The sequence below is a fragment of the Sulfuricurvum sp. IAE1 genome, from assembly GCF_004347735.1.
GTDB lineage: Bacteria > Campylobacterota > Campylobacteria > Campylobacterales > Sulfurimonadaceae > Sulfuricurvum.
This window is the reverse complement of record NZ_SLTI01000063.1, coordinates 196038-222351: the sequence shown is the minus strand read 5'-3', so window position 1 is coordinate 222351 and position 26314 is coordinate 196038. Positions and strand designations below refer to the sequence as shown.

The window sequence follows — 26314 nt, the reverse complement described above, 5'->3', positions numbered from 1 at the left end:
TCAGGCGTAGGCGCCCCGCAAAAAGACGCCGAGATAAATCGCCGCAAGGCCAAGCGCGATATTGACCGGAACCATATACTTGGCGATCAGAGCGAGCATAGCTTTGGCTTCTTCAATATTGCCCGCTTTCAACGCTTTCTCGGCTTTGGCGCGGCGGTGCATCATGGCACCCAGGTTAAGTGCCATCACCAGCCAGATCGCCTCTTTGATGTGGACGGTGTTGTAGAGGCTCATCGCATACTCGTCGATGACGTTGCCCGATCCATCCAGAGCGGCGGAGCGAAAGCCCAGACCGACCGCCATGAATATCGCGGTTACCAGCAAAATGACCACAAACGGCCACACGATGGAAAAAAGACGTTTCAGCGTATGGGCGGCACGTTCAAGACGAAGTTTCGGATCGGAAATCATTGCAAGCGACTGATGGGTCGCAAAGCGGATCGCGATCATTCCCCCGACCCAGACGACGGCGCTGAGAACGTGCAAAAAGACGATCAGCGTCCGGTGATGCGCAAACGTTTCGACGATAAATTCTTTCATGAAAGTTCCTTCGTCACGTAGGCCAGCGCGGCGTCTTTGGCCTCAAGGAGTTTGGAAGCGTCTTTTCCCCCAGCCTGGGCGAAATCGGGACGTCCGCCGCCGCCCCCGCCGAGGATCGGCGCGATTGCCTTGATCCAGTCACCCGCTTTGAGAGGGGTGTTTTTCGCCCCCGCCGCCAGCATCACCTTGTCGTCCTTGACCTGGAAGAGCATCACCGCAACCGAATCGTGGGCGTTTTTGAGCTCGTCGATCCGTTCCTTGATGTCCCCCGCACCCAGTTCGGCGACGACGACGGCGGTGTTGCCCATCATCGTCACGGCGAGTTCTTCTTTGGAAGCCGATGCCAGAGCACTCATCTCGGCTTTGAGGGTTTTCACCTGCTCTTTGAGACGCTCGATCCCCGCAATGACGTCGCGGTTTTTCACCGAAGCTTCAACCTCTTCGAGAAGATGGCGCTGCGTTTTGAAGAGGTTGTAGGCAGCGTTGCCGCACACCGCTTCGATACGGCGTACCCCGGCACTTACGCCGCTCTCTTTGACGATGACAAACGTCCCGATGGAGGCGGTGTTCTCAACGTGGGTCCCGCCGCAGAATTCGACCGATGCCGAGCCGAAATTGACGACGCGGACCGTATCGCCGTATTTTTCGCCGAACTGTGCTTTCGCACCGCTTTTTTTCGCCTCGTCGATGCTCATTTCGCGGGTAATCCCCTCCAGCGCATGGAAAATGTGCTGGTTCACCCGCTCTTCGACGAGGGAAATCTCTTCGGCGCTCATCGCTTTGGGGTGGGAAAAGTCGAAGCGCAGCCGGTTGTGCTCGACGAGTGAACCTGCCTGGCTGATGTGTTCGCCCAGGATTTCATACAGCGCCGCGTGCAGCAGGTGGGTTGCCGAGTGGTGCTTGGCGATCTCGTTGCGCTCAGGATCGACGGTCGCTTCCACCGTTTCACCGACGCTGAGGGTTGCTTTCGTCTCGATATGCGAGAGGTTCAGACCGTGGAATTTTTTGGTATCAAGAACGAGGGCTTTATCGCCTAGGGTTCCGCTGTCGCCGCACTGTCCGCCGCTTTCGGCGTAGAACGGGGTCTGTTCAAGCAGTACCCACCCTTTTTGGTGGGCGCTTAGCTGGTCGACGCGCTCGAAGTTTTCACCCAGCAGCGCCTGCACTTTGACCGGCGCTTTGGTGTAGCCATACCCGATAAAAGCGTTCACCCCGAAAGTCTCCAGAAGGGTTTTGAAATCCCCCTCGACGTGGGCATCTCCCGAGCCTTTCCAGGCTGCTTTGGCACGCTCGCGCTGCTCACTCATGAGCCGCTCGAACGTCTCGGTATCGAGGCTCATGTTTTTCTCGCGCAGCATGTCCTCGGTCAGATCAAGTGGGAAGCCGAACGTGTCGTAAAGCTTGAACGCCACTTCGCCGCTGAAGACCTCTTTCGTGTTTTTAAGCTCTTCGTTGAACAGTTCGATCCCCGAGGCGATCGTCTTGAAAAAACGCTCCTCTTCGAGCATGATCTGCTCTTTGACGATAGCGAGTTTCTCGACGATGTAGGGGTATTGTTTCCCCATCACTTCGGCCACCGTATCGGCGACTTCGAACATGAACGGTTTGGTAAACCCGAGCAGATAACCATGGCGCACCGCGCGGCGCAAAATCCGGCGCAGGACGTAACCGCGCCCCTCGTTGCTGAAATTCGTCCCCTGCGCCAGGAGGAACGTGACGGTACGGATATGGTCGGCGATGACGCGGTACGATGCGCCGGTCGCGTAGACGTAAGGCTTGCCGATGAGGGCTTCGACCTTCCGGATGATCGGCATGAAAAGGGAGCTGTCGTAGTTGCTGGTGACCCCTTCGAGTACCGCAGTCGCACGTTCCAGTCCCATCCCCGTATCGATGGAAGGTTTGGGAAGCGGCTTGAGCTCGCCCTTCGCGTTACGCTCGTACTGCATGAAAACGAGGTTCCAGATCTCCAAGAACCGGTCGCCGTCTCCCCCCATATAATCTTCAGGGCCGTTGAAGTGCTCGGCACCCTGGTCGATGAAGATCTCCGAACACGGACCGCAGGGGCCGGTATCACCCATCTGCCAGAAGTTGTCCTTGTCTCCCAGACGCATGATCCGATCGGCGGCAATGTGTTTTTTCCAGATCTCTTCGGCCTCGTCGTCGCTTTCGTGGACGGTGACCCAGAGTTTTTCCTTCGGCAGTTTCATCACTTCGGTAACGAATTCCCACGCGTAGGCGATCGCCTCTTCCTTAAAATAGTCGCCGAAACTGAAGTTTCCGAGCATCTCGAAGAAGGTATGGTGGCGCGCGGTATGACCGACGTTTTCGAGGTCGTTGTGCTTCCCGCCGGCGCGGACGCAGGTCTGGGCGCTCGTGGCACGCGGGTTGGCCGGGATGGGGATATCCCCGGTGAAGACCGATTTGAACGGAACCATCCCCGCGTTGGTAAAGAGCAGGGTCGCATCATCGGGGACCAGCGGCGAACTCGCGGTGCGCTCGTGTTGTTTGGATTCGAAAAAGGCCAAAAAGGCTTCGCGGACGTCTAACATTGGGTTACTCGCAATAGTAAAAATTGCGCGATTATAGCGAAGAAGTCGTAAAAGAAGAATTAGGAGAGGATTTCCCGCGCAAGCGGAAAATCCTTATGAAAACGCCCGGTTGAGAGCGCTGAACATCGCTTTAATGGAGGCAACGGTGATGTCGCTGTCGCGCCCCACGCCGAAGAAACTCTCGAGTTTCTCCGTCTGGATCTCGATGTAGGCGATCGCCTCGGCGCTGGAGAGTTCCCCGTGCGAATGCTCAGAGTAGGAGAGGATTTTGAACGGGTGGGAATATTCAACCATCAGCGCGTTTTTGCACGCATCGATCGGGCCGTTCCCCTGCCCTTCGCTCCGGATCGTTTTGCCGTTGTGGCTGTACTCGAGGACGCATTTAACCAGCTTGTCTTTCGCGCTCTCGCTGATAACCGAATAATCGAGGAATTCGATGTCGTGCGGTTCGCCGAAATAGGTTTTTTCGAAAATCCCGAAAATCTCCTCAGACGAAAGTTCCCGCCCCGCTTCATCGGTGACGTGCTGGACGATCCGGCCGATCTCGGGGTGCATCTTTTTGGGGAGCGAATAGCCGAACTTGTCCTCCAGGACATAGGCTACGCCCCCTTTACCCGACTGGGAATTGATCCGGATGATCCCCTCGTAGTTGCGCCCCACATCCTGGGGATCGATCGGAAGGTAGGGCACTTCCCAGAACGCGTCATGCTTGGTCCGCTGATACGCAAGACCCTTGTTGATCGCATCCTGGTGCGATCCCGAAAACGCCGTGTAGACGAGTTCCCCGACATAGGGGTGACGGACATGGGTTTCGATGTCGGTACACCGCTCGACGGTGCGGACGACGGTATCGAGATCGCTAAAATCAAGCTCCGGATCGATCCCCTGCGTGTACATGTTGAGCGCGAGGGTGATGATGTCGACGTTCCCCGTCCGCTCGCCGTTGGCCAGCAACGTCCCCTCGACCCGGTCGGCACCCGCGAGAAGTGCGAGCTCAGTGGCGGCGACCGAGGTCCCCCGGTCGTTGTGCGTGTGGGTCGAAATCAACACGTGCTCGCGGTGGATCAAATGGCGCCCCATCCACTCCACCTGGTCGGCATAGACGTTCGGCGTCGCCATCTCTACCGTCGCGGGGAGGTTGATAATCACCTTGCGGTTTTCGTTCACTCCCCACCGCTCGATCACGGCGTTGCAGATCCGCGCGGCGAATTCAAGCTCGGTCCCCGTAAAACTCTCGGGGGAGTATTCGAGCATGATCTCGCCGTCGTGTTTTTGCGCCCGTGCCTTGACCATGTCGACCCCCTCAAGGGCGAGTGCGATGATGTCGTCTTGCTCTTTGCCGAACACGATCTTGCGCTGTGCGACCGACGTCGAGTTGTAAAGGTGGACGATCGCTTTTTTGACCCCTGCGAGCGCCTCGAAGGTTTTATCGATCAGATGCTCGCGCGCCTGGACGAGGACCTGGATGGTGACGTCATCGGGAATCAGTTTCTGATCGACGAGGGTGCGCAAAAAGTCGAATTCGACCTTCGACGCGGAAGGAAATCCCACTTCGATGTTTTTAAATCCCAGTTTCAGCAATAGGGTGAAGAGTTCAAGTTTCTGATCCAAATTCATCGGCGTCACGAGCGCCTGGTTTCCGTCGCGAAGATCGACACTGCACCAGATGGGAGCGCGGGTGATGGTTTTGGTTGGCCAAACGCGGTTCGGCAAATCGACTTGGGGATAAGGGCGGTATTTGCCCGTCTGTATGTGTTTCATAACGAAACCTCTCTTTGTTATTGAACTCCTCATTCCCTTGCTGAGGGGGTAATGAGTAACGTGATTATAGCGAAAAGCCCTTTGAGGTCATTAAACATTAAGGAAGTTTGGACGATAATGTTTTTCTAAAGCATTTCTGAAAAACGGAATGTAATCATCAAATGGATCGGAGATTCTTCTAACATGAAACGCAGTGCATTCACCCTCATCGAACTGATCATGGTCATCGTCATTATCGGGGTTTTGGCGGCCGTCGCTATCCCGCAGTATCTGAACCTTCAGCAAAACGCGGAAGTCAAAGGGGTGATTAAAACGACTATCGATACGGCGACCAGCGCCATCAATGCCGCGGTTAACCGCGTAGGGCTTGAAAACGACAGCGAATTCACCCTCTCCGAACTGGTCAACGTATCGGGCAAAGGGTGGTCGTACGACGCCAACGACACGAACGGAACCTACAATTACATTACTACCGAGGGAACCGTCGCGACGATCCGTCTCAACCTCGCCGACCGCAGCGTCCAGTACCTGATCGACTGCGACAATTTCGTCGATTCGGTCAGTCAATCGAAATGTCTGAGCGACCTCAACGTCAGCTCCGTCACGGGTGCCGATCTGAACAAAACCGTCACTTACTAATAGCTTGCGCATGCGCCAGGGGGAAGGCTTTACCCTAATAGAGCTGATTCTCGTCATCGTCATCGTCGGGGTCCTCTCGACGCTGGTGATTCCCCGTTTCGGGGATCTGATCGACAACTCGAAAATCGCTTCGGAGCTTTCGACCGCCTCTTCGGTCCAAAGCGCCATCGATGCGACGCACGGGGAATGGATCACCAACGGATGTATGTTTACGTGGGGGAACGAGCAGAACTCTTCGCTCCTCAACAGCTACGGCTACCCCGAAGCCGAGGCGATGGGGGATGCCCTCAACCCGTTCAAAAATCTGCTGAAAAATGCCGAAAACGGCGAGTGGGTCCGGAACGACGCATTCTCCCCTCCCCGCTATTACGGTCCCGCGACCGGGAACAAGACCGAGCACACCGGTATTCCCAACAAACCCGACGGTGACGATTACTGGGAATACAATTCGACGACGGGCGTCTTTAAACTGATCGAACCCTGATCCCCGCTCCCGCCGGCGCTCATAAGGAAACGTGAACATGAAAAGAGCAGTGGGTGTCGTATTGTGGCTGTTGCTGGCTCTGCTTTCATACGCCGACGACGGCACCCCCTACACTCCGCCCGCGACCGTCATGAATCTCAACTGCGCCTCTCCCGCCGCGCAAATCCGCACCGTCACGGCCAACGAGCTCTACACCCAATCGGGCCTTTACCTGGAGATGGTCGAAATCTATTTCAACGAAACGACGACGATCAGCGGCTGGCGGCTTTACGTCAACGACCATAACACCCACAAATACATCGACATCGGGAGCGGGCTGGGAGACGTGCGCTATCCCGACGGTTCGACCGGTACCGACACCGCCGCCGCCTATCCCAAAGGGACGATCATCGTTTACCAGATCGACGGCCTCGACCCCTCTGATGGGGAGGTGTTCATCGCCAACACGACCGCCCCCCTGAGCGAGGGTGCCGCCGTGGTCGTCGATTATTTCAACTACTACAAAAAAAAGCAGTACAACTATTACGCGGTCGCATCGTCCGCATGCAGCATTATTATGAGCGGAGTCGACCCGAACCTCCAGGACCTTTCGCGGCTCACAGACGGAAGCGGCGACTTTTACCAGACCTATCCGGGAACCGACGAAGAGGTCACCCCCTCGCCCGGGGTCCCCAATACCGATCTGCTCCCCCCCGATTCCAGTTTGAGCGCCGCCGTCTCGATCGAAGCGCTCTTCGACCGCACCGAAGCCTACAGCGGCGATACGGTGACACTGACCCTTCGGATCGTCAATCCCTCGAGCGGATCGATCGGCGTGAGCGACGTCAACGTCTCCAATCTCATCCCATCGGGACTCTCCTACGTCTCGCACGACGGGGGGACGCTTCTTGATCCCCTGATGCCCTCGAGCCCCTACGGAACGGTCGTCTCCACCTCTCCCCAGTTTTTCTGGCGGCTCGTCAACGGGACCTTTCTCCTCGCCCTTCCGACGGGATCGAGTGCGGAAATCAACCTTCAGCTCCAAGTCACCGCCCCGGCGGGGACGACGATCACCGACACCGCGACCCTCTCGGTCAAACAAAACAACACCGGCACCGCGAGTGCCTCCGATACCCTCAACGTCATCGCGTACGTCCCTCCGTTCGGGGGGCGGTTCGACGCCTGGGATACGTTTCGGGGCATTGCCGACCGTAACATTTCGACGAAAATAGCGAGCAAAAGCTTCACCCTCACCGTCGCGTCACTCGACGCTACGCGCACCGTTGCGCAGGATTTCAACGGTACCGTGTGCGCCGCCATCGTCGACGGCACCGGGACGCCGATCACCGACTGGGCGCAGCTGCTGTTTGCCTCGACGCCGACCCAGAACGCCGTTTTTACCGTCGCGCGGGCGGTCGGCGGGAGCGATTACGCGGGGGTGAGGCTGCACTGGAAACGCGGCGTCTCCCTCCCCTGCCCCCTGAGCAGCGAAGACAACACGACGCTCGCAAGCGATTATTTTTCGGTCCGTCCCGCATCGTTTGCGCTGAGCGCACCCCAGGGGATCGCCGGAAGCGATTTCAACCTTACCTTTGCCGCCAACGACTTTGCGGCTGCCCCGGCCGCCGGATACAACGAGAGCGCCGGGGCCGGTTTCGGCGTCAGTTACGCCGAGCACAATCTTGCCTGCACCAGCGGGACGCTGAACCCTTCACCCGTTTCGGGATGGTCTTTTTCAGACGGGGTCCGGATGTTGACGACCCGCTACGCCGAAGCGGGGGTACTCGACGTCAACATCTCCGACCGCTCCTTCCCCTGTACCGCCCGCTTCACCCGGATCGACTGTGACGACGCCAACGTCAGCGACGGAAGCGCGTTTAGCGCCGATCTCCTCCCGATCGGAAGCGCGCATGCCCAAGTTACGTTCAAACCCCACCGCTTCGACATCAACGCGACGCTGGGGAATTTCAACGGAGGGGAATTCACCTATCTCTCGAACGATCTGAACATGTCCGCGCAGCTCGATGCCAACATCACCGCCAAAAACGCCGAGGGGAACGTCACCCGCAACTATAGGGCCGGATGCTACGCCAAAACCGCCGCGGGGCAGTTTTCCTATTCGACTCTGCCCTCGGCACTGGGCAGAGTGTTTTATTACGAACTCTACGGCGGGGAGGAGGGGAACGTCACCAAACCCTCTCCCGTCACGTTCGCACTCTCCCCCGAGCGGTTCGTACAAGGCTCTGCCGTGCTGAAACTGGGGATTAACTTCGACCGCAGCCGCTCGGTTGCCCTGAACCCTTTTGATTTCAACCTGAGCACGCTGGGCGTTGAGGATACCGACGGCGTCGAGGGGTCGACGCTCCCTTCGGGAACGGCAACATTCGTGTATGGCCGGGTACGGGGATACGACCTCTCGACCGACCAAACGGATGCACCCAACCCGATCGAGTTCGAGGTTTACAGCGCACTCCCCACGCCTTACGTCGCGGGAATGCCCCAGAACGTCCTGGGATGGTACCGTAACCTGAGACACACTTCCCTCTCGCAGGGAGCCGTTCTTGGCGGAAACGATTACCCTTCGACGACCAAAACGGGGGTTTCCTCCACCATTTCGATCGACGCTTCCCCCCTCCCCCTTGAGGGACAGCATCCGATCCGCATCGTCAATCCAGACGGCGTCGCGCACGCCCTGATCCATTTGGAAATTCCTTCGTGGCTGTGGTACTCTACGGCTAACGATTACAGTTTTGCCGACGGTACGACCTGCACCCGCCATCCGTGTTTCGATTACCGTTTTTTCGGAACGTCCCCTATCGGCGGCGTCACGAGCGGAAGCTTCACGGGATCGGATTTTCCCCTGACCCCGGCGAAAAAAATCATCCAAAAGGGGGAGAAGGTATTCCGATGAGACGCGCACTTACCCTGATCGAGCTGATCCTCGCCACCGTCATAATCGGGGTCGTTTTCACGGTGATCCCCCGCCTTATCAACGCCCTCAACCAAACCTCCCAGACCGCTGTCAAAGAAGAGGCGATGTACAACGCGATGACGCTCATGGGAGCCATTATCAACCTCCCCTGGGACGAAAACAATACCCTCCACGGCCAGATTCTCCAAGTCACCGACGGGAACCCCGCCTACGAATGCAATATCACCGGAGGGTACCGGATCGGGGGATTCATCGGCGGACGCAACTGCATCGAACCCTCAGGCAGCGATTACAACGCATCGCCCCTCGGGGCGGAGGGGAGCGACATGAACGACGTCGACGACTACGCCCTCCCCATCGACACCGACAGCAACTGCTCCCGCAGCGCCGGGACAAAACTCTATACCCTCACCCCCGCCGTGGCCTACGTCGCCGATCCTCCGCCGATGGGGGCCGCGCTCCTCTCGTCGGTTCCCCTCGCAGAGGGGACCAGCAACACCAAGTTCATTACCGTAAAAGTGGGCTACCACATCGATAACCGCCACAGCGGATGCATCGGCGTTCTGCACTACCACGCCTTCAACATCGGTACGGCGCAGATCAATTCGATCCCCTGGAACTGACGATGCGCCGTGCCTACACCCTGATCGAAATCATCCTCACCGTCGCCATCGCGGGGATCCTCTCGATGGGGATGTTCAAGGCGCTCGAAGCGATCGCCCTGCGTTCGGAAAAGGCCAAAGCGCTCAGCACCCTCTCGATCGATTCGCAAAGCGCCCTCGACCAGATCAGTTCGCTCCTCTACAACCGCATCCCCCTCTCCGCCGTCGGATTCGATTTTAACGACTCCCGCCCCTACCGTCCGCTGGATGAAGTGAACGACAAAACGATCCTCGAATGGTACGGCTCGGCGGACGAGAGTTACCTGTCGGGGGATTACAGCGGGTTCGTCGATCTCAACCGCTCCGATTTTTCGACCCGGACGCTCTACTCCCCCGACACGAACCTCTCGGCGCTCCTTGTAAGGGAAAAGATCAAATGGAACGATCCCTCCCTCGATTTCTCCGACCTCCTGCTTCTCTTTTCGCAGACGACGTTCAAAGGCTACGGCATCAGCGGCAGCCTGCCGAACACGATCACGCTCGGCGGCACCCCGCCCGAAACGATCTACGAGCAGTACCGCATCGCCGATTCGGCGTACGCCATCACCCGCAAAGAACACGCCGCCGCATGCTTTCCCAACCCCGCATTCGACGACGATACGCTGTTGCTGTTTTACGACTACCGTCCCTGGAAAGGGGAAAATTTCTGCGACGGGAAGGTCACCGTCCTCGCCACCGGGGTCAACGCTTTCAGGGCCCAGATGCTCAACGGCACGATCCGTCTCTCCATCGACATGAACCGTCCCGTCCGCGGCAGCCTGAGTCCCGTGAAACTCTCCAAACAAAAGGTGGTGTTCTGATGCGCCCCGCGTTCGGACTGCCCCAGGCGCTGACCATCCTCATCTTCGTCGGGGGGATCGTGACGGTAACGCTCAAATACGCTTCCATCAACGTCAACCACTATGTTGACAGCTACACCCGCGAACAGGCCGAACTCTTCATGCAAAGCGCCACCGAAGCCGCCCTGCTGCGGATCGGCACGTTCGACCGCAGCGGCGGCGGCTGCCTGAGGGAACTGAACGTCACGTCCCCAGATCAGCGCTTTAACGCGCTGGTGAGGGTGGAACGCTACTACCTCGCCGACGGCTCAGGCTGCACGAACGTCCCTTATACCCCGATCACTTATACCCCCTCGCACGGGATGCTCAGCATGAGGGTCGTCGTGACGACCGCCTCCGGCGCCAAAGTGCTCCATCCGATCCGGCTGGAACGAAGGAGTCTGCAACGCCCATGAAAAAAGCGTTTTCCCTGTTGGAATTTATTTTCGTCATCGTCCTCATCGGTATCGTCAGCGGCATCGGTTTTTACACCTACCGCTCCAACAACGCCTACGAAGACGCCCAGTACGCCCTCCTCAAACTCAAAGAGGCGCGCTACCGCGCGATCGGGTACGACGGGGTGCAGTCGCAAGGGTGCGTCACCCTCACCGAAGCGGGCCTCGAGGAGAACGCCACCTCCGCACACGATATCCGCTCGACGATCACCCACACGGGGCGCGGCGATACCGTCTGTTTCGACGCGCTTGGCCGCCCTCACGATATGGGGTATTCGATCGCTCTCGAGAGCCTGATCCACGCGCCGATCGACATCACGTTTCACAACACCGACGATGAGCAAGAGAGCGATGTCCTCATCCGTCTCTTTCCCCAAAGCGGATATGCTATAATCATGTACAATAATTGAGCACATTATCTACGAACAAAGCGGACCGATGCCCCTGAACACGATTCTCTACATTGATCATGACGCGACATCGACCTACACGGACGGAGTATTCGGCGAACCGGACGGCCGCGACATTCAAAAAATCCCCTCGGGGGCTATCGTCCCCCTCTCCCTGCTCAACATCCACACACTCAAACTCCCGAACCATCTCAGCGAGGAAGAACAGAAAATCCTCGTCGAAATCCGGATGTTCGAAGAGGGAAATCTCGAGAACAACGAAGAATATACGATCGCCTACGTCCGCCATGACCTTCCGAGCGAGAACAGCTACCTGTTCGAAGCGTTTGCCCTCTCACATGCCAAAGCAGCCGAGTATTTTTCCGCCGCCTTGGCGAAAACCCGATCGATCGACCTCATCGTACCCGCCATCATGGTGTACGGATCGTTTTACGACGGCACCACCCCGCCGGGGAAAAACGACCTTTTCCTCCATTTGGGCGACAACGAATCCTACGCCGCCATCTACCAAGAGGGGCATTACATCGCCCACCGGAGCCTGGAGAGCCTCGCCGCGCTCGCCGCGGAATGCGGCTGCGAGCGTGAAACGCTGTTCAGGGTTCTCTGCGAACGGGGCGTCGTCGAGGATAACTATCCCCCCGAAGAATCGGCCAAATGCCTGCTGATCCAGGATGCCCTCTCGCGCAACGTCGAACGTCTGGTCCATACGATCAACCACAAGCGCGGACTGTTCGGCCTCACCGAAATCGACCGGATCTATCTCGATTTCAAGGGGCATACGATACCGGGGCTGGAGAGCGTTTTCGAGGCCTACGGCATCACCCGCGCCCCCATCGCTCCGATCACCAAAGGACACCCCGCCGACGACGCTCTCCACAACCTGCTGTGCGCCGAACACCTCGCAGGGCAGATGGGAAACACCTCTTTCAACCTCTCCCCGTTCGAACGCCAGGCACCGTGGTACCGGCGCGAAAGCGGAAAGTTCTTAAGCGTCATCGCCGCGTCTGTACTCGTCGCCCTGGCAGTGCCGTTGGCGATATCGTGGCAGATTTCGGACGAAACCCGCCGCAACGCGGAACTGATCCAAACGCTCTCACGCATCGAAGGGCAGAGCAGTGAACTCTCATCGACGCTCGGCGACCGGATGCGGCAGCTCGAAAAGGCGCGTCACGACGCCGAAGCGCTGAACCGGGAAATCGATATGGTACGCGGCAGCCGCGAAACCGCCGAGCTGATCGGGCAAATGCATCTCAAACGCCAGCAAATGCTTCTCGACGTCACGTCCGAACTGGGGCGCTACCGTCTCGGAACGCTGAGCATGGAACAAAACGGTTCCAAAGGGATGGCGCTGCATGTCGTCGCCGACTACCGTAAACGCGACGACATCGCCAAACTGATGAGCGGTCTCTACGCCCTGGGATACCAAAACGTGCAAACCGACGAAATCACCCTGGACAACGACACCTATAACGCCGTCGTGAAGGTGACCCGATGAGTCGCATGGACTACCGTCTCGAGATCCTCGACGGCCAGCTCGAAGCCTACGAGCCGTTCAAACGGCGGCTCATTTACGCCATCATCAGCGCGGGGATCCTGATGATGAGCTGGATGTTTTTCATCTCCGACGCCCTGGACGAACTCTCCGCACTTAAAGACCGAACCGCAGAGCTCGAAACAACGGTCGAACGCAATTCTCCCGCGGCTTACCGGGAAAAAATCGCCCGCGTCAATCATGAACTGGCTCAGAAAAACGACGAACTCGAACGGCTTCGCCAAAACAAAATCGCCCTGCTCGAACAGATGTCCGATTCGCAGGGGCTATTGTTCGACAACCGCCGCTATGCTAAAATGCTGGATATTCTACTGGAACGTTCCCTGAAGCTCGGCCTCGAAATCGAGACGATGGAATCGGTCGATACCGACAAAGTGTTCTACGGAAAAGTCAAACAGCTCAAGCAGCTGACGGTTACCGGGAACGGAAGGTTCCCCGCCGTCGCGGAGTTTTTGTCGTTTGCCGAAGCGCAAAACACGCTGGTTCAGGTCAAAAGCGTCCACATACGCGCCGGCGAGAAGAACCCGCGTTTTACCGCCGTCATCCTCTACATGGGGATCGAAATATGAGGAGAATGACCGCATGGATAATTGCCTGCCTGATCGTTTCAACCGCACTGGACGCGCAGATGTATGACCCGTTCCGCAAAGCGGCCCGCCCTAAAAATGCGAATCCCTCATCCGCATTGCTCCCCCCTCCGCCGATGCTCGCCGCACCGCAGCCTGCGACGGTGACGCTGGTGAGCGCGGTAATGAACGACAAAGCGTTTATCAACGGGGCATGGTACCGCGTCGGCGACAAGGTGAACGACCGGGAAGTGGCCTACATCCAAAACCGTTTCGTCGGCCTCAGGGAAGGGAACCGCCTCGTCGTCTTCGGCGTCGGCGCTACCCGCCCGGTCCTTCGGGCCAAGGATCTTCCGTGAGAATATTTTTCCTGACGCTGATCTTTGTTTCGGCCCTGTTCGGGGCTCAGGAGTGCGACAACAAACGGTTCAGCCTCAACGCCTACCAAAACCGCGGAAGCGGGCTTACCCTGCTCGATCTCGTGCGCGACGTGGCGCAGACCTGCAACATCAGCGTCGTGTTCGAGGACAACCTCGCCCGCGAAAAGCTGATGCAGCCGCTGGACATGGTCAATATCCAAGACTACAGCGTCCCCGAACTCTTCGCCTTCATCTTCGACGAGCACAACCTGTTTCACACCTATGACGCCCAGCGCGGGGTCGTGAGGGTCGCCTACACCAAAACGGTCAATTTCAACGTCGATTACATCAACATGTCCGAGCTGATCACCGAATCGACCAAATCGATCACCGTGGGGCCGGGAACCAACGCCGGGAACTCCTCGGGGTACGGTACGACCGGAAACACTACGGGAACCGGGAACAACGGTTCGGGATCGGGGAATCTCAACAGCGGTTCAAATACCGACTACACGAAAGTCCGGGCGATTTCGACGTTTACCTTCTGGGATCAGCTCAAAGAGCACATCCAGCAGATTCTCCAGGTCGACGACGCCTACAACGAAGCCCTCCACAAAACGATGGTCAACCGCGACGCGGCCGTCGTCAGCGTCACCGCCACCAAACGGCAGCTTGCGGAAGTAAAACGCTACCTCGACAAACTCGAATCCCGGATGCATGCCCAGGTGATGCTCGAAGCGCACCTCATCGAGCTCACCTACAACGACTACAGCTCGGTGGGGGTCAACTGGAGCAACTTCAGCCTCGCCCTCAACGGCACCTATTCGAACAGCTTCAACAACACCGGGGTGGCCAACCCGGTCTACAAATTCGGCATCGATTTCAACCCCGCCGGGCTGATCGATTTTCTCAAGACCTACGGGGACGTCGAAGTCCTCTCTAACCCCAAAGTGCTTACCCTCAATAATCAGCCCGCCGTCATCAACGTCGGACAGCAGCTGAGCTACCTCTACCAAAACGGCAGCATCATCGGCACCACGTCCACCCCCACGACCACGACGAACACCCTGGGATCGGTCTTTGTGGGGCTGACGCTCAACATCATCCCCGAAGTGACCGAAGAGGGTTACATCATCATGCGGATCAACCCGATCACCAGCGAACTCATCGACGATTCGGAGCTCTCCGGAAGCGGGGGGTCTTCCTCTTCAACGACCCAGACCGAACGGGCGATGCCCCCCGATACCCGGGTCAAACAGATGACCTCCATCGTCAAGGTGAAAGACTCCCAAAAAGTCCTCATAGGCGGTCTGATCGAGAAAAAAATCGACAAAAGCGATACCAAAGTGCCCCTGGTCGGGGATATTCCCCTCTTCGGGCGGCTGTTTCACAACACGACCGACACGGTACGCAAAAGCGAACTCTTCATTCTGATTACCCCGACGCTGATCAAGGAAGACACCCTCCCCACGATCGACGATGCGGTGCTCAAACGGTTTGACTGAGATGACGACCTGGCTCAAAGCGGCGGAACGGTTCGAAGAGCGTCGAAACACACAGGACTATTTCGAAATGCAAAGCGCCCTCTCGGCGATCGATAAAATCGCCACCTGCCTCGACGAAAAATTCCCGCAGCCCATTTACCTCATCGGGGAACCCGGCAGCGGAAAAACATTCCTCCTGAACCTCCTCTACGACCGCTGGTACGAAGAGCGCCATGTCATCCTGATCGAGACCCCCTTCATCACCCCGTTGAGTTTTCTCTACCAGCTCATACGTCACAAGGGAGTCGTTGCGGAGGGGGAAGATATCGAGCGGCTGCGGGTTCAGGCGACCGAGCTCTATCGCGGTACCGACCACGTCGTCATGATCGACGAAGCACAGCTGCTCAGCGTCGAAATGCGCGAATTTGTCCGGATGCTCAGCGATTCGCAGGCGTTCTGGTTCCTGCTGGCGATGCACAAGAAAGAGGGAGAGGCAATCTTGCAGGCTCCCCATTTCAAAAGCCGTCCTCACCGCGTCGTAGAGCTCTCCTGCCTCACCCCCAACGAGTGCAAAAACTACCTTTACCGGGAACTGCTTCGGATCGGCTATTCCGATATCGATGAGCTCTCTCCCTCCCTTATCAAAAAAGCGCATCGCATCAGCGGCGGAAATTTCCGGAATTTCAAGAAGCTTTTTTACCATTTTTTCCATCTGCTGCACTACACCAACGCCCACCAAAAAACCAAATACCTCCACCCCTCGTCGTGCACGATCACGATGGCGGCAATGAGCGCGGAGTTGATCCATGATTGAGCATTTCGACCAACTCGTGGCCCGCTGCCAGGCCTCAAGACGCCGCCGCATGATCCGTATCTCCCTGATCGTCACGGGGGCATTGCTGTTTCTTGTCGCCGGGGTCTCGGCGTATCGGACGTGGTTCACGCCCCAAACGCCTCCGCCCCCTCCCCCCGCTTCCGGTACCAAAACTCTTCCCGCGCCGGCGACTCAGCCCCCCTTGCCGAGTGTCGACGAGCTGAACGAAACGTCTCCCATCAAAGTCGCCCAGCCGACCCTCGGGGAAGAGGTTCGCCCGACGAAACCTCTGCGGAAACTCCCAGCCTCGGCGGTACCCGCTCCGTCCGAACGATCCGCTCCCGCAGAAACGCCCCCGTCCCAGGTTCCCGCCGAACCTCTCGAAGCTCCCTCTCAACCGCGCGAGAATGCGATACCCGCGATCCCTTCCGCCTCAAGTGCGCTGTTTCAGGTCAACACCCAAAACGCCCTCAACCCCGTGGACGCCTATTACAACAATCCCAAATACGAAACCGCCATGGCCGCAGCCCGCGATTTCTACGCGAAAGAGAACTTCATCGACGCGGCGATCTGGGCCAAAAAAGCCAACCGGATCAACCGCGAGGGGGAAGAATCGTGGCTGCTCTACGCCAAGTCAATACACGCCCAGGGGCGCACCGCCGAAGCGATCGGCATTTTGGAACTCTACCTGAACTACAAAAACTCCAAAGCGGCCGCCGAGCTGATCCGGACATGGAGATGAAATGATACGCCCGCAAATACACCTTGGCGACCTGCTGATCGAAAAAGGTCTGATTACCCAGGCCCAGCTGACCCAGGCGCTGGAAAAGCAAAAAGAGTCACGGTTCCTCAAAAAACTGGGGGAAATCCTGATCGAAGAGGGGTTCACCACCCAAAAAGAGATCGCCGTCATCCTCTCCAAACAGCTCAATATCGAGTTTGTCGACCTTTACGGCCAGAAAATCGACCTTCATGCCCTCGAGCGTTTCCCCCTGCCGTTGCTCACCGGCGCCGAGGCGATCCCGTTTAAGGAAGACGAGGATTACATCTACGTCGCTACCTCCGACCCGTTCAACTACGAAGGGCTCGACGCGCTCGAACGCAACATCGCGACGAAACCGCTTAAAATCTTTCTCGCGTTCAGTACCGACATCAAACACATTTTCCAGCGCCTCGAGATCGTCAAAAAAACCCAAACCATCGCTCAGGAGATCAAGCGCGAAATCAACAACGAAGGGTTCAAGTCGGCCAATGCCGAATCGAGCGCCGTCATGCAGCTGATACTGCTCATCATCAAAGACGGGATTCTCCGCCGCGCCAGCGACCTGCACGTCGAACCCGATGCCCAGGGGATGTCGGTACGCACCCGGGTGGACGGGATTTTGCAGGAGACGTTCGTGTTCGACCTCGAAATCTATACGGCGCTCACCTCCCGGATCAAACTGCTGGGGAATCTTGACATCTCCGAACGCCGAAAGGCCCAGGACGGCCGTTTCAGCCTCGAAATCGGCGTCAACAAGTACGATTTCCGCCTCTCGACCACCCCGACCCTTTTCGGGGAATCGATCGTGATGCGGATCCTGGATCAGCAAAAGATCCTCCTCAACCTCCACGAACTCGGGTTCGAAAACAAAAACCTCGAACGCTTCAACGAAATGATCCGCTCCCCCTACGGGATCGTCCTCATCACCGGGCCGACCGGAAGCGGAAAAACGACGACCCTCTACGCCGCGCTCAACGAGATCAAGAGCATCGAGAACAAAGTGCTCACGATCGAAGACCCGATCGAGTACCAGCTCCCCCTCGTCCAGCAGGTGCAGGTCAACGACCGGATCGGATTCGGATTCAACGAAGCGCTCAAATCGTTCCTGCGCCAAGACCCCGACATCATCCTCATCGGGGAAATCCGCGATTTCGAAACGCTCAACTCGGCGGCTCAGGCATCCCTGACGGGGCACCTGGTTTTCTCGACTCTCCACACCAACGACGCCCCAAGCGCCATCGGGCGGATGGTCCAGATGGGGCTTCAGCCCTACCTTATCGCCGACTCGCTGATCGGGATCGTCGCACAGCGGCTGGTGAGACGAATCTGCCCCGAATGCAGAACGGAGATCAAGCCGCACAAAAGCCTCTTCAAAAAAATCGAGCATCTTATCCCCGAAAACGCGACGTTCCATGAGGGCAAAGGGTGTCCGAAATGTTCGAATACCGGTTATTGCGGGCGGATACTCATCTCCGAAATCCTGACCGTCGACGAAGTGATCTCGAAAATGATCGCGGAGGGGGCGTCCAAATACGAAATCGCGCGCTACGCGCAGGAGCATGCGGGGTTTGAACCGATGATCGCCGACGGCCTCAGCAAAGTGCTTCAGGGGATCACCTCACTCGAAGAGGTACTCCGGATCACCAAGGAAAAATAGGTGAAGTTTTTTCAGATTCACTACAAAATCGGAAAACGCAAATCCTCCATGGTCCTCGAAGCGGCGAACAAACTCGAAGCGCTCAAACAGTTCCGGGACAAAAACCTCGGTGTCCCCCAAAAAGTGTACGAGGTTTCCGAACCCCTCAGCCTGCGGTATAGACGCTACGCGGAGCGTTTCGCAAACCCCATCAAAGACCGGAGGGTCAAGGACGAACCCTACATCGCCTTCCTCGAGCAGCTCGCCATCATGCTCGATGCGGGGATCCCGATCAACACCTGCCTTTCCGACAGCGTCAAAAATACCGATGAGCCGATGATACGGGCCATTTTCGCCGAAGTGCTCTCCAACATCGAAAGCGGCCAAAGCCTCAGCTACGCCCTCTCCAAATTCCAAAAACAGCTCGGAACCCTGACCCTCTCGATGTTCGAGCTCGGCGAGCAGACGGGGACCCTCAACATCGCCGTCGCAAAACTTGCGGCCATTTTCCAGCAGATGCACGACAACCGCCGGATGCTCAAAAAAGCGACCCGTTATCCCCTCTTTATCATCACCGCGATGGGGATTGCCTTCGTCGTCGTGATCACGTTCGTCGTTCCGCAGTTTCAGGCTTTTTTCACCCAATCGGGGCTGGAACTCCCGTTCCCGACCAAAGTGCTGCTGTGGACCGAACACGCGATCCGGCTTTATGGCCCCTACATCCTCGGTGCCGCACTATTACTAGCCGCAGGGTTCAACCACGCCTACAAAACCCTACCCGCCCTGCGCCTCAAAACCGACCGCTACTGGCTTAAAGTCTACATCGTGGGTAAAGTGACCTATTACGCGATGATCGGCCGTTTCATCTATCTTTTCGACGCGCTGAGCGATGCGGGGATCCCGATGAAACGTTCACTCGAAATCGCCGCGAGTTCGGTGGACAACACCTACCTGCGCCAGGAACTCCAGAAAATCGCCGGGGCGATCGAAGACGGAAGGTCGCTGGCGCAGGGGTTCGGTGAAACGGGACAGTTTGAGGGGATGATCGTGCAGATGGTCCGCACGGGGGAAAGCAGCGGCTCTTTGGGAAAAATGCTGCGCAAGATCACCCAGGTCTACGCGAGCCGTTATACCTATATCGTCGACAACATCACGGCGATGATCGAGCCCGTCCTCATCACCGCGATCGCCGGATTCGTCCTCATCCTGGCGCTGGGGATCTTCTTGCCGATGTGGTCGATGGTAGAGCTGGCGGGCTGACCGATGGAAATCGAAAGCGGCACCCTCGTCATCGCTTTTTCAAGCGCCTTCGTTCTGGCCGCGGCGTTTTGGATCATCCACAAGATCACCCGGCTTTAGCGTCTTCCTCGACCTCTTTTTTCATAAACCACAGGTATCCGGCCACGACCGAAGCGGCACCGACGACGAGAGCCAGCGTAATTTCGCGCAGATACAACTCGATCAAGGCCTCGTTACCGCCGATCATGTATCCTAAAACCGCGAGAATCGTTCCCCATATCCCCGCACCCAGCGCCGTGTACGCGCTAAAAAGCGGCAGATTCATCCGCGCCAGTCCGGCCGGAACCGAGATAAGTTGTCTCACGCCGGGAATCAGCCGCCCGATGAACGTCGAAATGACCCCGTGCCGCTCGAAAAAACGGTCCATTTTCGCCAGGGTGGCGAGGGAGATAAAGAAATAACGCCCGTGCCGCTCGAGGAAAGGGCGCCCGACCCACAGAGCCCCGAAATAGTTGACGTAAGCGCCGATCATCGATCCCGCCAGCCCCGACAGAATGACCAGCCACAGGTCCATTTTCCCCTGTGAGGCAAGGTATCCCGCGGGGATCATCACCACTTCACTGGGAAAAGGGATAAACGAACTCTCTACCGCCATCAGGGCGACGATTCCTACGTATCCCATCCCCGCCACCGTATCGACCAGCCATTGCGTCATTTCAGCCAGCATTGTTCCCCTTTTCGATCGCTTCGATGATATGCACCGCTCCGGATGGGGCGATCAGGTTCCCCAGCCGTTCGCTTTTGGGGCGGATATCGCTCAGTATCGCTTCTTGAAGCTTCAGGGAGAGTTCCTCCCCCTGTCGCTCGCACCAGCCGCAATCGTATTTGAGAATATACTGCGCATTATGAAACTGATGGTCCGCCGCCGCGAACGGGAATGGGATGAAAAACGTCGGAACCCGCGCCGCGCAAAGCTCCCACAAAGTACTGGCCCCCGAACGGCTCACCGCGAAATCGCTCCGTGCGATCAGTTCGGCGATCTTGGTCGTAAACCCGTAGACTTCGGCGTCGATCCCCATTTCGCGGTAGGCGGCGCGAACCCTCTCTTCTTCCTTGGCGCCGCACTGGTGGATAATGGCGATCCCCCCGCTTGAGAGCCACGGAGCGATTTCAAGGGCGAGATCGTTGATGAACTTGGCCCCTTGCGATCCCCCCAGGAAAATGATCGTTTTGACCCGGTCGCGCACCCGCGCGTTTTCGAAATAGACGGGGTTGACCGGATAATCGCAATGATTTTCCCCCTCTTCGTACGAGCTGAAAAACCGTTTCGCATAGGGGCGAAGAATCGTGTTGAGCTTACCGGTTACGGCGTTTTGCTCATGGATATAGAGGGGTGTTTTCGTCATCACGCTCGCCAATGCGGCCGGAGCCGCCGAAAACCCCCCGACGCTCACCACCGCATCCGCACCGAAAGAACGGATCAGCCGGCGCGATGCCAGAAGCGCCTTGAAAACCTTCCACAGTGCCCCCAGTTTTCCGAGCCCTTTTTTGTTTACGACTCCCGTCGTTTCAAGAAAATGGGCCTCTTCAAACAGCGTGCTTTCGCTGAACCACTGACGGTCCTGTCCCGACGTCGAACCGATGAACATGACGCGGTGCCCCCTGGATTTGGCCGCTTCGGCCAGCGACAATGCGATGACGAGGTGCCCTCCCGTCCCGCCGCCGGTAAAAATAATATTCATTTCTTATCTCCCGGTTGATAAACGATTTTTTTGGAGAGCATCAGCACCATTCCAATCCCGATCGAGGAAGCGAGCATCGCCGATCCCCCGTAGCTCAAAAACGGCACCGAGATCCCTTTGATCGGGGTAAGGCCGCTGATGCCGTAGGCATTGATCATGAACGCGAAGGTAATCAGAAGTCCCACCCCGAGGCTGAAGAGGTAGGCGGTATCGTTGTGGGAACGGTTGGCGATTTTAAAGAGGCGGTGCAAAATCATGATAAAGAGCATCGTCACCCCGAGCACCCCCACGAATCCGAACTCTTCGGCGATACCCGCCAAAACGAAGTCGGTATGCACTTCACTCAAAAATCCGAGTTTGAAGGTCCCTTCCCCAAGCCCCGTTCCGAAAATCCCGCCGTTGTGGATCGCGTTGAGCGAGTGGCCGATCTGGTAGGGTTCTTCGGCGTTTTCGATCCGAAGGTGTTTGGCTATCGATTCGGGAAAAAACGCCAGGATCGTACTCTGCGCCCCTTCCCACCACGAGAGAATACGGTTGATCCGGTGTTCGGCGGTAAGGATGAAAAAGAGGAAAAAGGCGACGGCGCCGCCGATGAGGGTCATAAAAAAACGGAAACTGCTCCCCGCAAAAAAGAGCATAAACGCAAGTGTCAGCGCCAGTACCACAACCTGCCCCAGATCGTTTTGCATGATGGCGATCAGAAACATCACGAGGACGAATACGGCCGCATAGGGGGCAAAGCGTTTGAACTCCTCCCACACCCCGATCCCCGCGTGATGCCCCAGCTTGCGCGAAAAACTCCAGGCCAGAAAATAGACGAACCCGATTTTGAAAAACTCCACCGGGGCGAGCGAAAAGCCCGGGAGCTTGATCCACCGCTTCGCCCCGCCCACTTCGCTCACCAGCGACGCGGGCAGAAACGGCATCACCGCCATCAGCAGCATCCCCCCGAAAAAGAGGGTCAGCCCCAGACGGTGGAGCCAAATATCAGGATCGAGGCGGGAGAGGGTCCACATCAGCAGGATCGAGACGATTCCCACCCCCAGTTCACGGATCACGAAATGGAAATCGTTGTATTCGAACAAAATAACCGTGTACGCCGAGAGGGTATACGAGCAGATGATCCCTACCGTAATGAGCGCCGTCGTCAAAATAAATAATTTTTTATCCGCCATTGTTCACTTGATACTGTATAATTTAGCGACAGTATATCGCTCTTTGTAAAAGAGTTCGATAAAAAGAGACACCCAATTTTTGGAATATTTTTTGCTTTACACTTTGACATAAGGAGCCGGCAATGGGTTTGACGATTTCAAAAGCACATGAACTGATGAATGCAGCGCTTGATTACCGCGCCGCACGACAGGATATGATCGCGGGCAACATCGCCAACGCCGACACCCCTTTTTACCGTCCCAGAGACATTCGGTTCGAAGAGACGCTCGCCCAAAAAAGTGCCGCCATCTTCGGGCCAAAGAACCAGGTACTGCCGATGGCGCGGACGAACGGCGCCCATCTGAGCGGTACGAACGGGATTTCCGATCCCAAACCGACGGTTTTTTTCCGCGACGGCCACATGGCGCGCAACGACGGGAACAGCGTCGATCTCGATGTCGAAACGACCGAAATGGCCAAAAACTCGATGATGTACAACGCCATCATCGCGGCCAAGAAAAAAGGGACCGGCATCTACAAAAGCGTTATCGACGCTTCATCCAAAACATCGTAAGGATTAGGTTATGGCTTTTCTGAACAGCTTCGACATCAGCGGATACGGACTCTCGGCACAGCGCGTCCGCGTCAACGCAATCAGCTCCAACATCGCCAACGCCCAGACTACCCGGACCGACGAAGGGGGGCCTTACCGCCGGCAGGAAGTCGTTTTCAAAGCGATCGATTTCAACCAGGTTTACAACCAGGCGCTCGAACGCAACACATCGGCCCTCTCTTACAGCGACCCCCTCCAAGAAGGGCTCGCTGGGATCAAGCCAAACCCGGCGATCATGAGCGTTATCGTCGATAAGATCGCCCGGGACGACACCGCGCCGAAAATGAAATACGATCCGTCACATCCCGATGCGGATGCGAACGGCTACGTTGCCTACCCAAACATTAATCCTGTTGTGGAAATGGCCGATTTAGTCGAAGCAACCCGCTCGTACCAGGCGAACGTCGCCGCGTTTGAAAGTGCCAAAAACATGGCTTCAAGCGCTGTTTCCATGATGCAATCATAAAAGATTAAGAAAGGAAGACCACGATGGCTGATATCCAATCGATCAAATCTCTCTCCACAGCCGATCTGCTGGCCAAAAAAAGCGGCAATGCGACCGAAACAAGCCAGACCGACTTCGCCCAGGAGCTTAAAAACGCGCTGGGCAACGTCAACCAGATGCAGGTTGAAGGGGAAAAGGCGATGAGCGACATCGCGACCGGCGCCGTCAAAGACCTTCACCAGGCGGCGATCGCGATCGACAAAGCCGAAATCAGCATGAAACTGATGCTCGAAGTGCGGAACAAAGCCCTGAGCGCCTATAAAGAAATCACCCGAACCCAGATTTGATTTAACCTCTTTTATGCGCCATTCCAACAAATCCAAAAAAATACTTGCCCTTTTTCTCGTCCTCTTATCCGGATTTGTGATTTTTCTGGCGGTGATGCTCTACACCGCCTTGCATGAGCGCGACATCCCCTCCATCTATTCCGAAGATACCGCTAAAGCCCAGCGCGGTTCGATCGTCAGCGCCGACGGATACTATATCGCCACGACCCAAAAGCTCTATAAGGCCGTCGTCAATACCCGCAACATCGACCCCGATAAAGAGGAGCTGTTTATCCAGCTTTTCAGCATCTACAGCGGTACCGATCCCGATGAAATCCGTCAGCGCCTCCATACCCGCAAAGGCTCGGTGACGCTGAGCTACCATATCAGCCCCAAAGAGGCGATGTACCTCAAAACCCTTGCGTTCGAGCTGCGGAGGCTCGGAGTCTTTATCGAATACGAGACCCCCGGCGGAGACCGTATCCTGCAGGGATTGAGCATTTTGGAGAGCGGCGAAGCGCGCCGTTACCCCTATGGGCGTCTTCTGACACCGCTGCTGGGCTATCCGCGCAAAATCGAGGAAGAGGGTTACACCCGCGTTTACGGGATCAAGGGACTTGAAAAGTTCTTCGACGAAGAGCTCAACCCCCAGCAGAACAAAACCCAAAAAGCACTGCGCGACGTCAACGGCTACCTCATCCTCAACCGCCAAAGCGACGTCAAACGCCAGATCAACGGCCTTACCGTCAAACTCAACATTCCCATCGCATTCCAGGCGCGGGTGGAAACGATCACCGACCAGATCAAAGAGCAGCTGCAAGCCGACGAAATCATCGCCACCGTCATGGAGGCCAAAACGGGCAAAATCATCGCGCTGGCCAGTTCCAACCGTTTCGACCCCAGCCGCATCCGCCACGAAGACTACCCTTCGCTCAACACCAATGCGATCGAATACAGCTATGAACCCGGCTCGGTCATCAAGCCGATCATCTTCGCCCTGCTGCTCGACCGTAACCTCATCAACCCCTACGACATGGTCAACGGCCACGGCGGGAAATGGAAATTCGGACGCAAGGTGATCGTCGACGAGCACAAATTCGACATGATCAGCGCCGAAGACGTCCTGGTCCACTCTTCCAACATCGGTATCGCCCAGCTCGCGCAGAAACTGGGCGGCGTCGAATACACCGAAGGGCTCCAGAAATTCGGGTTTACCCGCTTCAGCGGGGTCGACCTCCCTTACGAAAAGCGCGGAAGCATCCCCTCGTCCACGCAGCTCAACAACTATCTCTACAAGGCGATCACCTCGTACGGGTACGGGATGCGGGCCAATGCGATGCAGATTCTCAAAGCCTACAACGTTTTCAACAACGGAGGCAAACTGATCAACCCGATGGTCGTCGAAGCGCTCTACGACGACAACGGCCGCGCCATCCCGATGCAGATTCAGTCCCCTACGCAGGTGATCGCCCCCGCCACGGCCGAGCGGATGAAACAGATCCTTATCAAAACGGTCAACGTCGGAACCGGGATCGGGGCCAAAACGCCCGGGCTTGAGATCGGCGGAAAAACGGGGACGGCGCACATCGCCAAAAAAGGGAAATACGTCAACAGCTACCATACGTCGTTCGTCGGCTTCGCGAACGACAAAAAGCGTCAATACACGATCGGGATCACCGTCATCGAACCGCGTACCGTCTATTTCGCCTCCATCACCGCCGTCCCGGTTTTCAAAGCGATCGTGGACGTGATGGTCGAAGAAAAAATGCTCGTTCCCGATCCCGCAGCGGTCGCCGCCGCCGAAGCCGCCGCCGCCGCGGCTGCCCCCACCACGGCCGAAGAGAGCGCCGCGGCAGTCCGTTAACGCATCGCGCTTTTCAGCGCCTTTTGGATCAGCGCGGTCGCTTCTTTCTCAAAGGGGTAGCGTTTGCGGATTCCCCACACTTCGATGATAAGCTCCCCTTTGAGCATCACTTTGCGTTTGGCTTTGACGATACCGATAATCCGATCGCTCTTCAATCCCCGCGGATCGACTTCGAGTTCGAGCGGGATGATTTTACTCTCCCCGCTGGGGATCAGCATTGATCCGAGCGTATCGATTTTGGCCTGCCCCTGGGCGAAGCGTTCTTTGTCGTCGACGAGGGCGTAGGTGAGCGACACCACTTTGAAATCGCTGTGCCACTGGTTGTTGACCTTCAGGTCGCTTCCGATCCGGATCGGAGCGCTCTGCAGCGGTGCCCCCAGAAGCGAAAGGACACCCAGCACCACTTCCGAACCGGAATTTTCCCATCGCACGTTCCCTTCGGGCTCGACGAAAATATCTTTCCCCAGCTTCGGGGCGCATCCCCCCAGCAACAAAACCGTCAGTGCGGCGGCGGCAAACTTTCTCAT

26 protein-coding genes are annotated in these 26314 nt (G+C 57.1%); 19 read left to right on the top strand and 7 right to left on the bottom strand.

The genetic code is table 11. The annotated features are described in order from the left end of the window. The 3 genes from E0765_RS12310 to leuA all read right to left on the bottom strand — a co-directional run bounded on the left by E0765_RS12310 (position 1) and on the right by leuA (position 4850). Positions 1-540, bottom strand: coding sequence for a hypothetical protein (locus E0765_RS12310; RefSeq protein WP_132813524.1), 540 nt, complete (start codon positions 538-540; stop codon positions 1-3). Then, complete coding sequence (gene alaS / locus E0765_RS12305; protein ID WP_132813523.1) at positions 537-3089, bottom strand: alanine--tRNA ligase; 2553 nt, start codon at positions 3087-3089, stop codon at positions 537-539. Before alaS ends, E0765_RS12310 begins: the two co-directional genes overlap by 4 nt. 93 nt (positions 3090-3182) lie before the next feature. After that, positions 3183-4850 carry a 2-isopropylmalate synthase gene (gene leuA / locus E0765_RS12300; RefSeq protein ID WP_132813522.1) on the bottom strand — a complete coding sequence of 556 codons (1668 nt, stop codon included), beginning with the start codon at positions 4848-4850 and terminating at the stop codon, positions 3183-3185. Positions 4851-5033: 183 nt separating this feature from the next. Here leuA and E0765_RS12820 point away from each other — a divergent pair, with 183 nt between their 5' ends. The 15 genes from E0765_RS12820 to E0765_RS12230 are packed head-to-tail and all read left to right on the top strand — an operon-like array spanning position 5034 to position 19663. After that, a complete protein-coding gene (locus tag E0765_RS12820; protein WP_132813521.1) occupies positions 5034-5489 on the top strand; it encodes a type II secretion system protein in 456 nt (151 codons plus the stop codon). 10 nt (positions 5490-5499) lie between these two features. Beyond that, positions 5500-5973, top strand: coding sequence for a type II secretion system protein (locus tag E0765_RS12290; protein WP_132813520.1), 474 nt, complete (start codon positions 5500-5502; stop codon positions 5971-5973). Positions 5974-6010: 37 nt separating this feature from the next. Continuing rightward, positions 6011-8863 (top strand): DUF6701 domain-containing protein, encoded by a 2853-nt coding sequence (locus E0765_RS12285; RefSeq protein WP_132813519.1) that lies wholly within the window; start codon positions 6011-6013, stop codon positions 8861-8863. Then, the gene (locus tag E0765_RS12280; protein WP_132813518.1) at positions 8860-9507 is read left to right on the top strand and encodes a type II secretion system protein; all 648 of its coding nucleotides are present in this window, start codon (positions 8860-8862) and stop codon (positions 9505-9507) included. The genes E0765_RS12285 and E0765_RS12280 overlap by 4 nt, the downstream gene beginning before the upstream one ends. Before the next feature lie 2 nt (positions 9508-9509). After that, positions 9510-10346 (top strand): type II secretion system protein, encoded by an 837-nt coding sequence (locus E0765_RS12275; protein ID WP_165921760.1) that lies wholly within the window; start codon positions 9510-9512, stop codon positions 10344-10346. Continuing rightward, positions 10346-10780 carry a hypothetical protein gene (locus E0765_RS12270; RefSeq protein WP_132813516.1) on the top strand — a complete coding sequence of 145 codons (435 nt, stop codon included), beginning with the start codon at positions 10346-10348 and terminating at the stop codon, positions 10778-10780. Before E0765_RS12275 ends, E0765_RS12270 begins: the two co-directional genes overlap by 1 nt. Beyond that, a complete protein-coding gene (locus tag E0765_RS12265) occupies positions 10777-11229 on the top strand; it encodes a type II secretion system protein (protein WP_132813515.1) in 453 nt (150 codons plus the stop codon). The genes E0765_RS12270 and E0765_RS12265 overlap by 4 nt, the downstream gene beginning before the upstream one ends. Before the next feature lie 28 nt (positions 11230-11257). After that, positions 11258-12724 carry a hypothetical protein gene (locus E0765_RS12260; RefSeq protein ID WP_132813514.1) on the top strand — a complete coding sequence of 489 codons (1467 nt, stop codon included), beginning with the start codon at positions 11258-11260 and terminating at the stop codon, positions 12722-12724. Beyond that, positions 12721-13350 (top strand): hypothetical protein, encoded by a 630-nt coding sequence (locus tag E0765_RS12255; protein ID WP_132813513.1) that lies wholly within the window; start codon positions 12721-12723, stop codon positions 13348-13350. The genes E0765_RS12260 and E0765_RS12255 overlap by 4 nt, the downstream gene beginning before the upstream one ends. Positions 13351-13355: 5 nt before the next feature. Continuing rightward, positions 13356-13706: a hypothetical protein gene (locus tag E0765_RS12570; RefSeq protein ID WP_165921759.1), complete on the top strand. Its 351-nt coding sequence runs from the start codon at positions 13356-13358 to the stop codon at positions 13704-13706. Next, positions 13703-15211 (top strand): type II secretion system protein GspD, encoded by a 1509-nt coding sequence (locus tag E0765_RS12250; protein ID WP_165921758.1) that lies wholly within the window; start codon positions 13703-13705, stop codon positions 15209-15211. The genes E0765_RS12570 and E0765_RS12250 overlap by 4 nt, the downstream gene beginning before the upstream one ends. A 1-nt stretch (position 15212) precedes the next feature. After that, positions 15213-16004: an ATP-binding protein gene (locus E0765_RS12245; protein WP_165921757.1), complete on the top strand. Its 792-nt coding sequence runs from the start codon at positions 15213-15215 to the stop codon at positions 16002-16004. Further along, positions 15997-16746 carry a hypothetical protein gene (locus tag E0765_RS12240; protein ID WP_132813510.1) on the top strand — a complete coding sequence of 250 codons (750 nt, stop codon included), beginning with the start codon at positions 15997-15999 and terminating at the stop codon, positions 16744-16746. Before E0765_RS12245 ends, E0765_RS12240 begins: the two co-directional genes overlap by 8 nt. Before the next feature lies 1 nt (position 16747). Beyond that, positions 16748-18424 carry a GspE/PulE family protein gene (locus E0765_RS12235; protein ID WP_132813509.1) on the top strand — a complete coding sequence of 559 codons (1677 nt, stop codon included), beginning with the start codon at positions 16748-16750 and terminating at the stop codon, positions 18422-18424. After that, the gene (locus tag E0765_RS12230; RefSeq protein ID WP_132813508.1) at positions 18425-19663 is read left to right on the top strand and encodes a type II secretion system F family protein; all 1239 of its coding nucleotides are present in this window, start codon (positions 18425-18427) and stop codon (positions 19661-19663) included. An 85-nt stretch (positions 19664-19748) separates the two neighbouring features. Here the strand turns inward: E0765_RS12230 and E0765_RS12225 are convergent, their stop codons facing one another. Genes E0765_RS12225 through E0765_RS12215 form a run of 3 tightly spaced genes read right to left on the bottom strand, consistent with a single transcriptional unit; the run spans position 19749 to position 22559 of the window. Further along, positions 19749-20369 (bottom strand): DedA family protein, encoded by a 621-nt coding sequence (locus E0765_RS12225; protein ID WP_132813507.1) that lies wholly within the window; start codon positions 20367-20369, stop codon positions 19749-19751. Next, entirely contained in the window at positions 20359-21384 is a 1026-nt protein-coding gene (locus tag E0765_RS12220) for a UDP-N-acetylglucosamine--N-acetylmuramyl-(pentapeptide) pyrophosphoryl-undecaprenol N-acetylglucosamine transferase (RefSeq protein WP_132813506.1), read from the bottom strand. The genes E0765_RS12225 and E0765_RS12220 overlap by 11 nt, the downstream gene beginning before the upstream one ends. Beyond that, a complete protein-coding gene (locus E0765_RS12215) occupies positions 21381-22559 on the bottom strand; it encodes an FtsW/RodA/SpoVE family cell cycle protein (protein ID WP_132813505.1) in 1179 nt (392 codons plus the stop codon). The genes E0765_RS12220 and E0765_RS12215 overlap by 4 nt, the downstream gene beginning before the upstream one ends. Positions 22560-22681: 122 nt before the next feature. Here E0765_RS12215 and flgB point away from each other — a divergent pair, with 122 nt between their 5' ends. Genes flgB through E0765_RS12195 form a run of 4 tightly spaced genes read left to right on the top strand, consistent with a single transcriptional unit; the run spans position 22682 to position 25787 of the window. After that, positions 22682-23113: a flagellar basal body rod protein FlgB gene (gene flgB, locus E0765_RS12210; protein ID WP_132813504.1), complete on the top strand. Its 432-nt coding sequence runs from the start codon at positions 22682-22684 to the stop codon at positions 23111-23113. Between the two features lie 10 nt (positions 23114-23123). Continuing rightward, positions 23124-23618 (top strand): flagellar basal body rod protein FlgC, encoded by a 495-nt coding sequence (gene flgC / locus E0765_RS12205; protein ID WP_132813503.1) that lies wholly within the window; start codon positions 23124-23126, stop codon positions 23616-23618. Between the two features lie 23 nt (positions 23619-23641). Continuing rightward, complete coding sequence (gene fliE, locus E0765_RS12200; RefSeq protein ID WP_132813502.1) at positions 23642-23944, top strand: flagellar hook-basal body complex protein FliE; 303 nt, start codon at positions 23642-23644, stop codon at positions 23942-23944. Positions 23945-23957: 13 nt separating this feature from the next. Next, entirely contained in the window at positions 23958-25787 is a 1830-nt protein-coding gene (locus E0765_RS12195; protein WP_132813501.1) for a penicillin-binding protein 2, read from the top strand. Here the strand turns inward: E0765_RS12195 and E0765_RS12190 are convergent. Beyond that, complete coding sequence (locus tag E0765_RS12190) at positions 25784-26314, bottom strand: hypothetical protein (RefSeq protein ID WP_132813500.1); 531 nt, start codon at positions 26312-26314, stop codon at positions 25784-25786. The genes E0765_RS12195 and E0765_RS12190 overlap by 4 nt on opposite strands.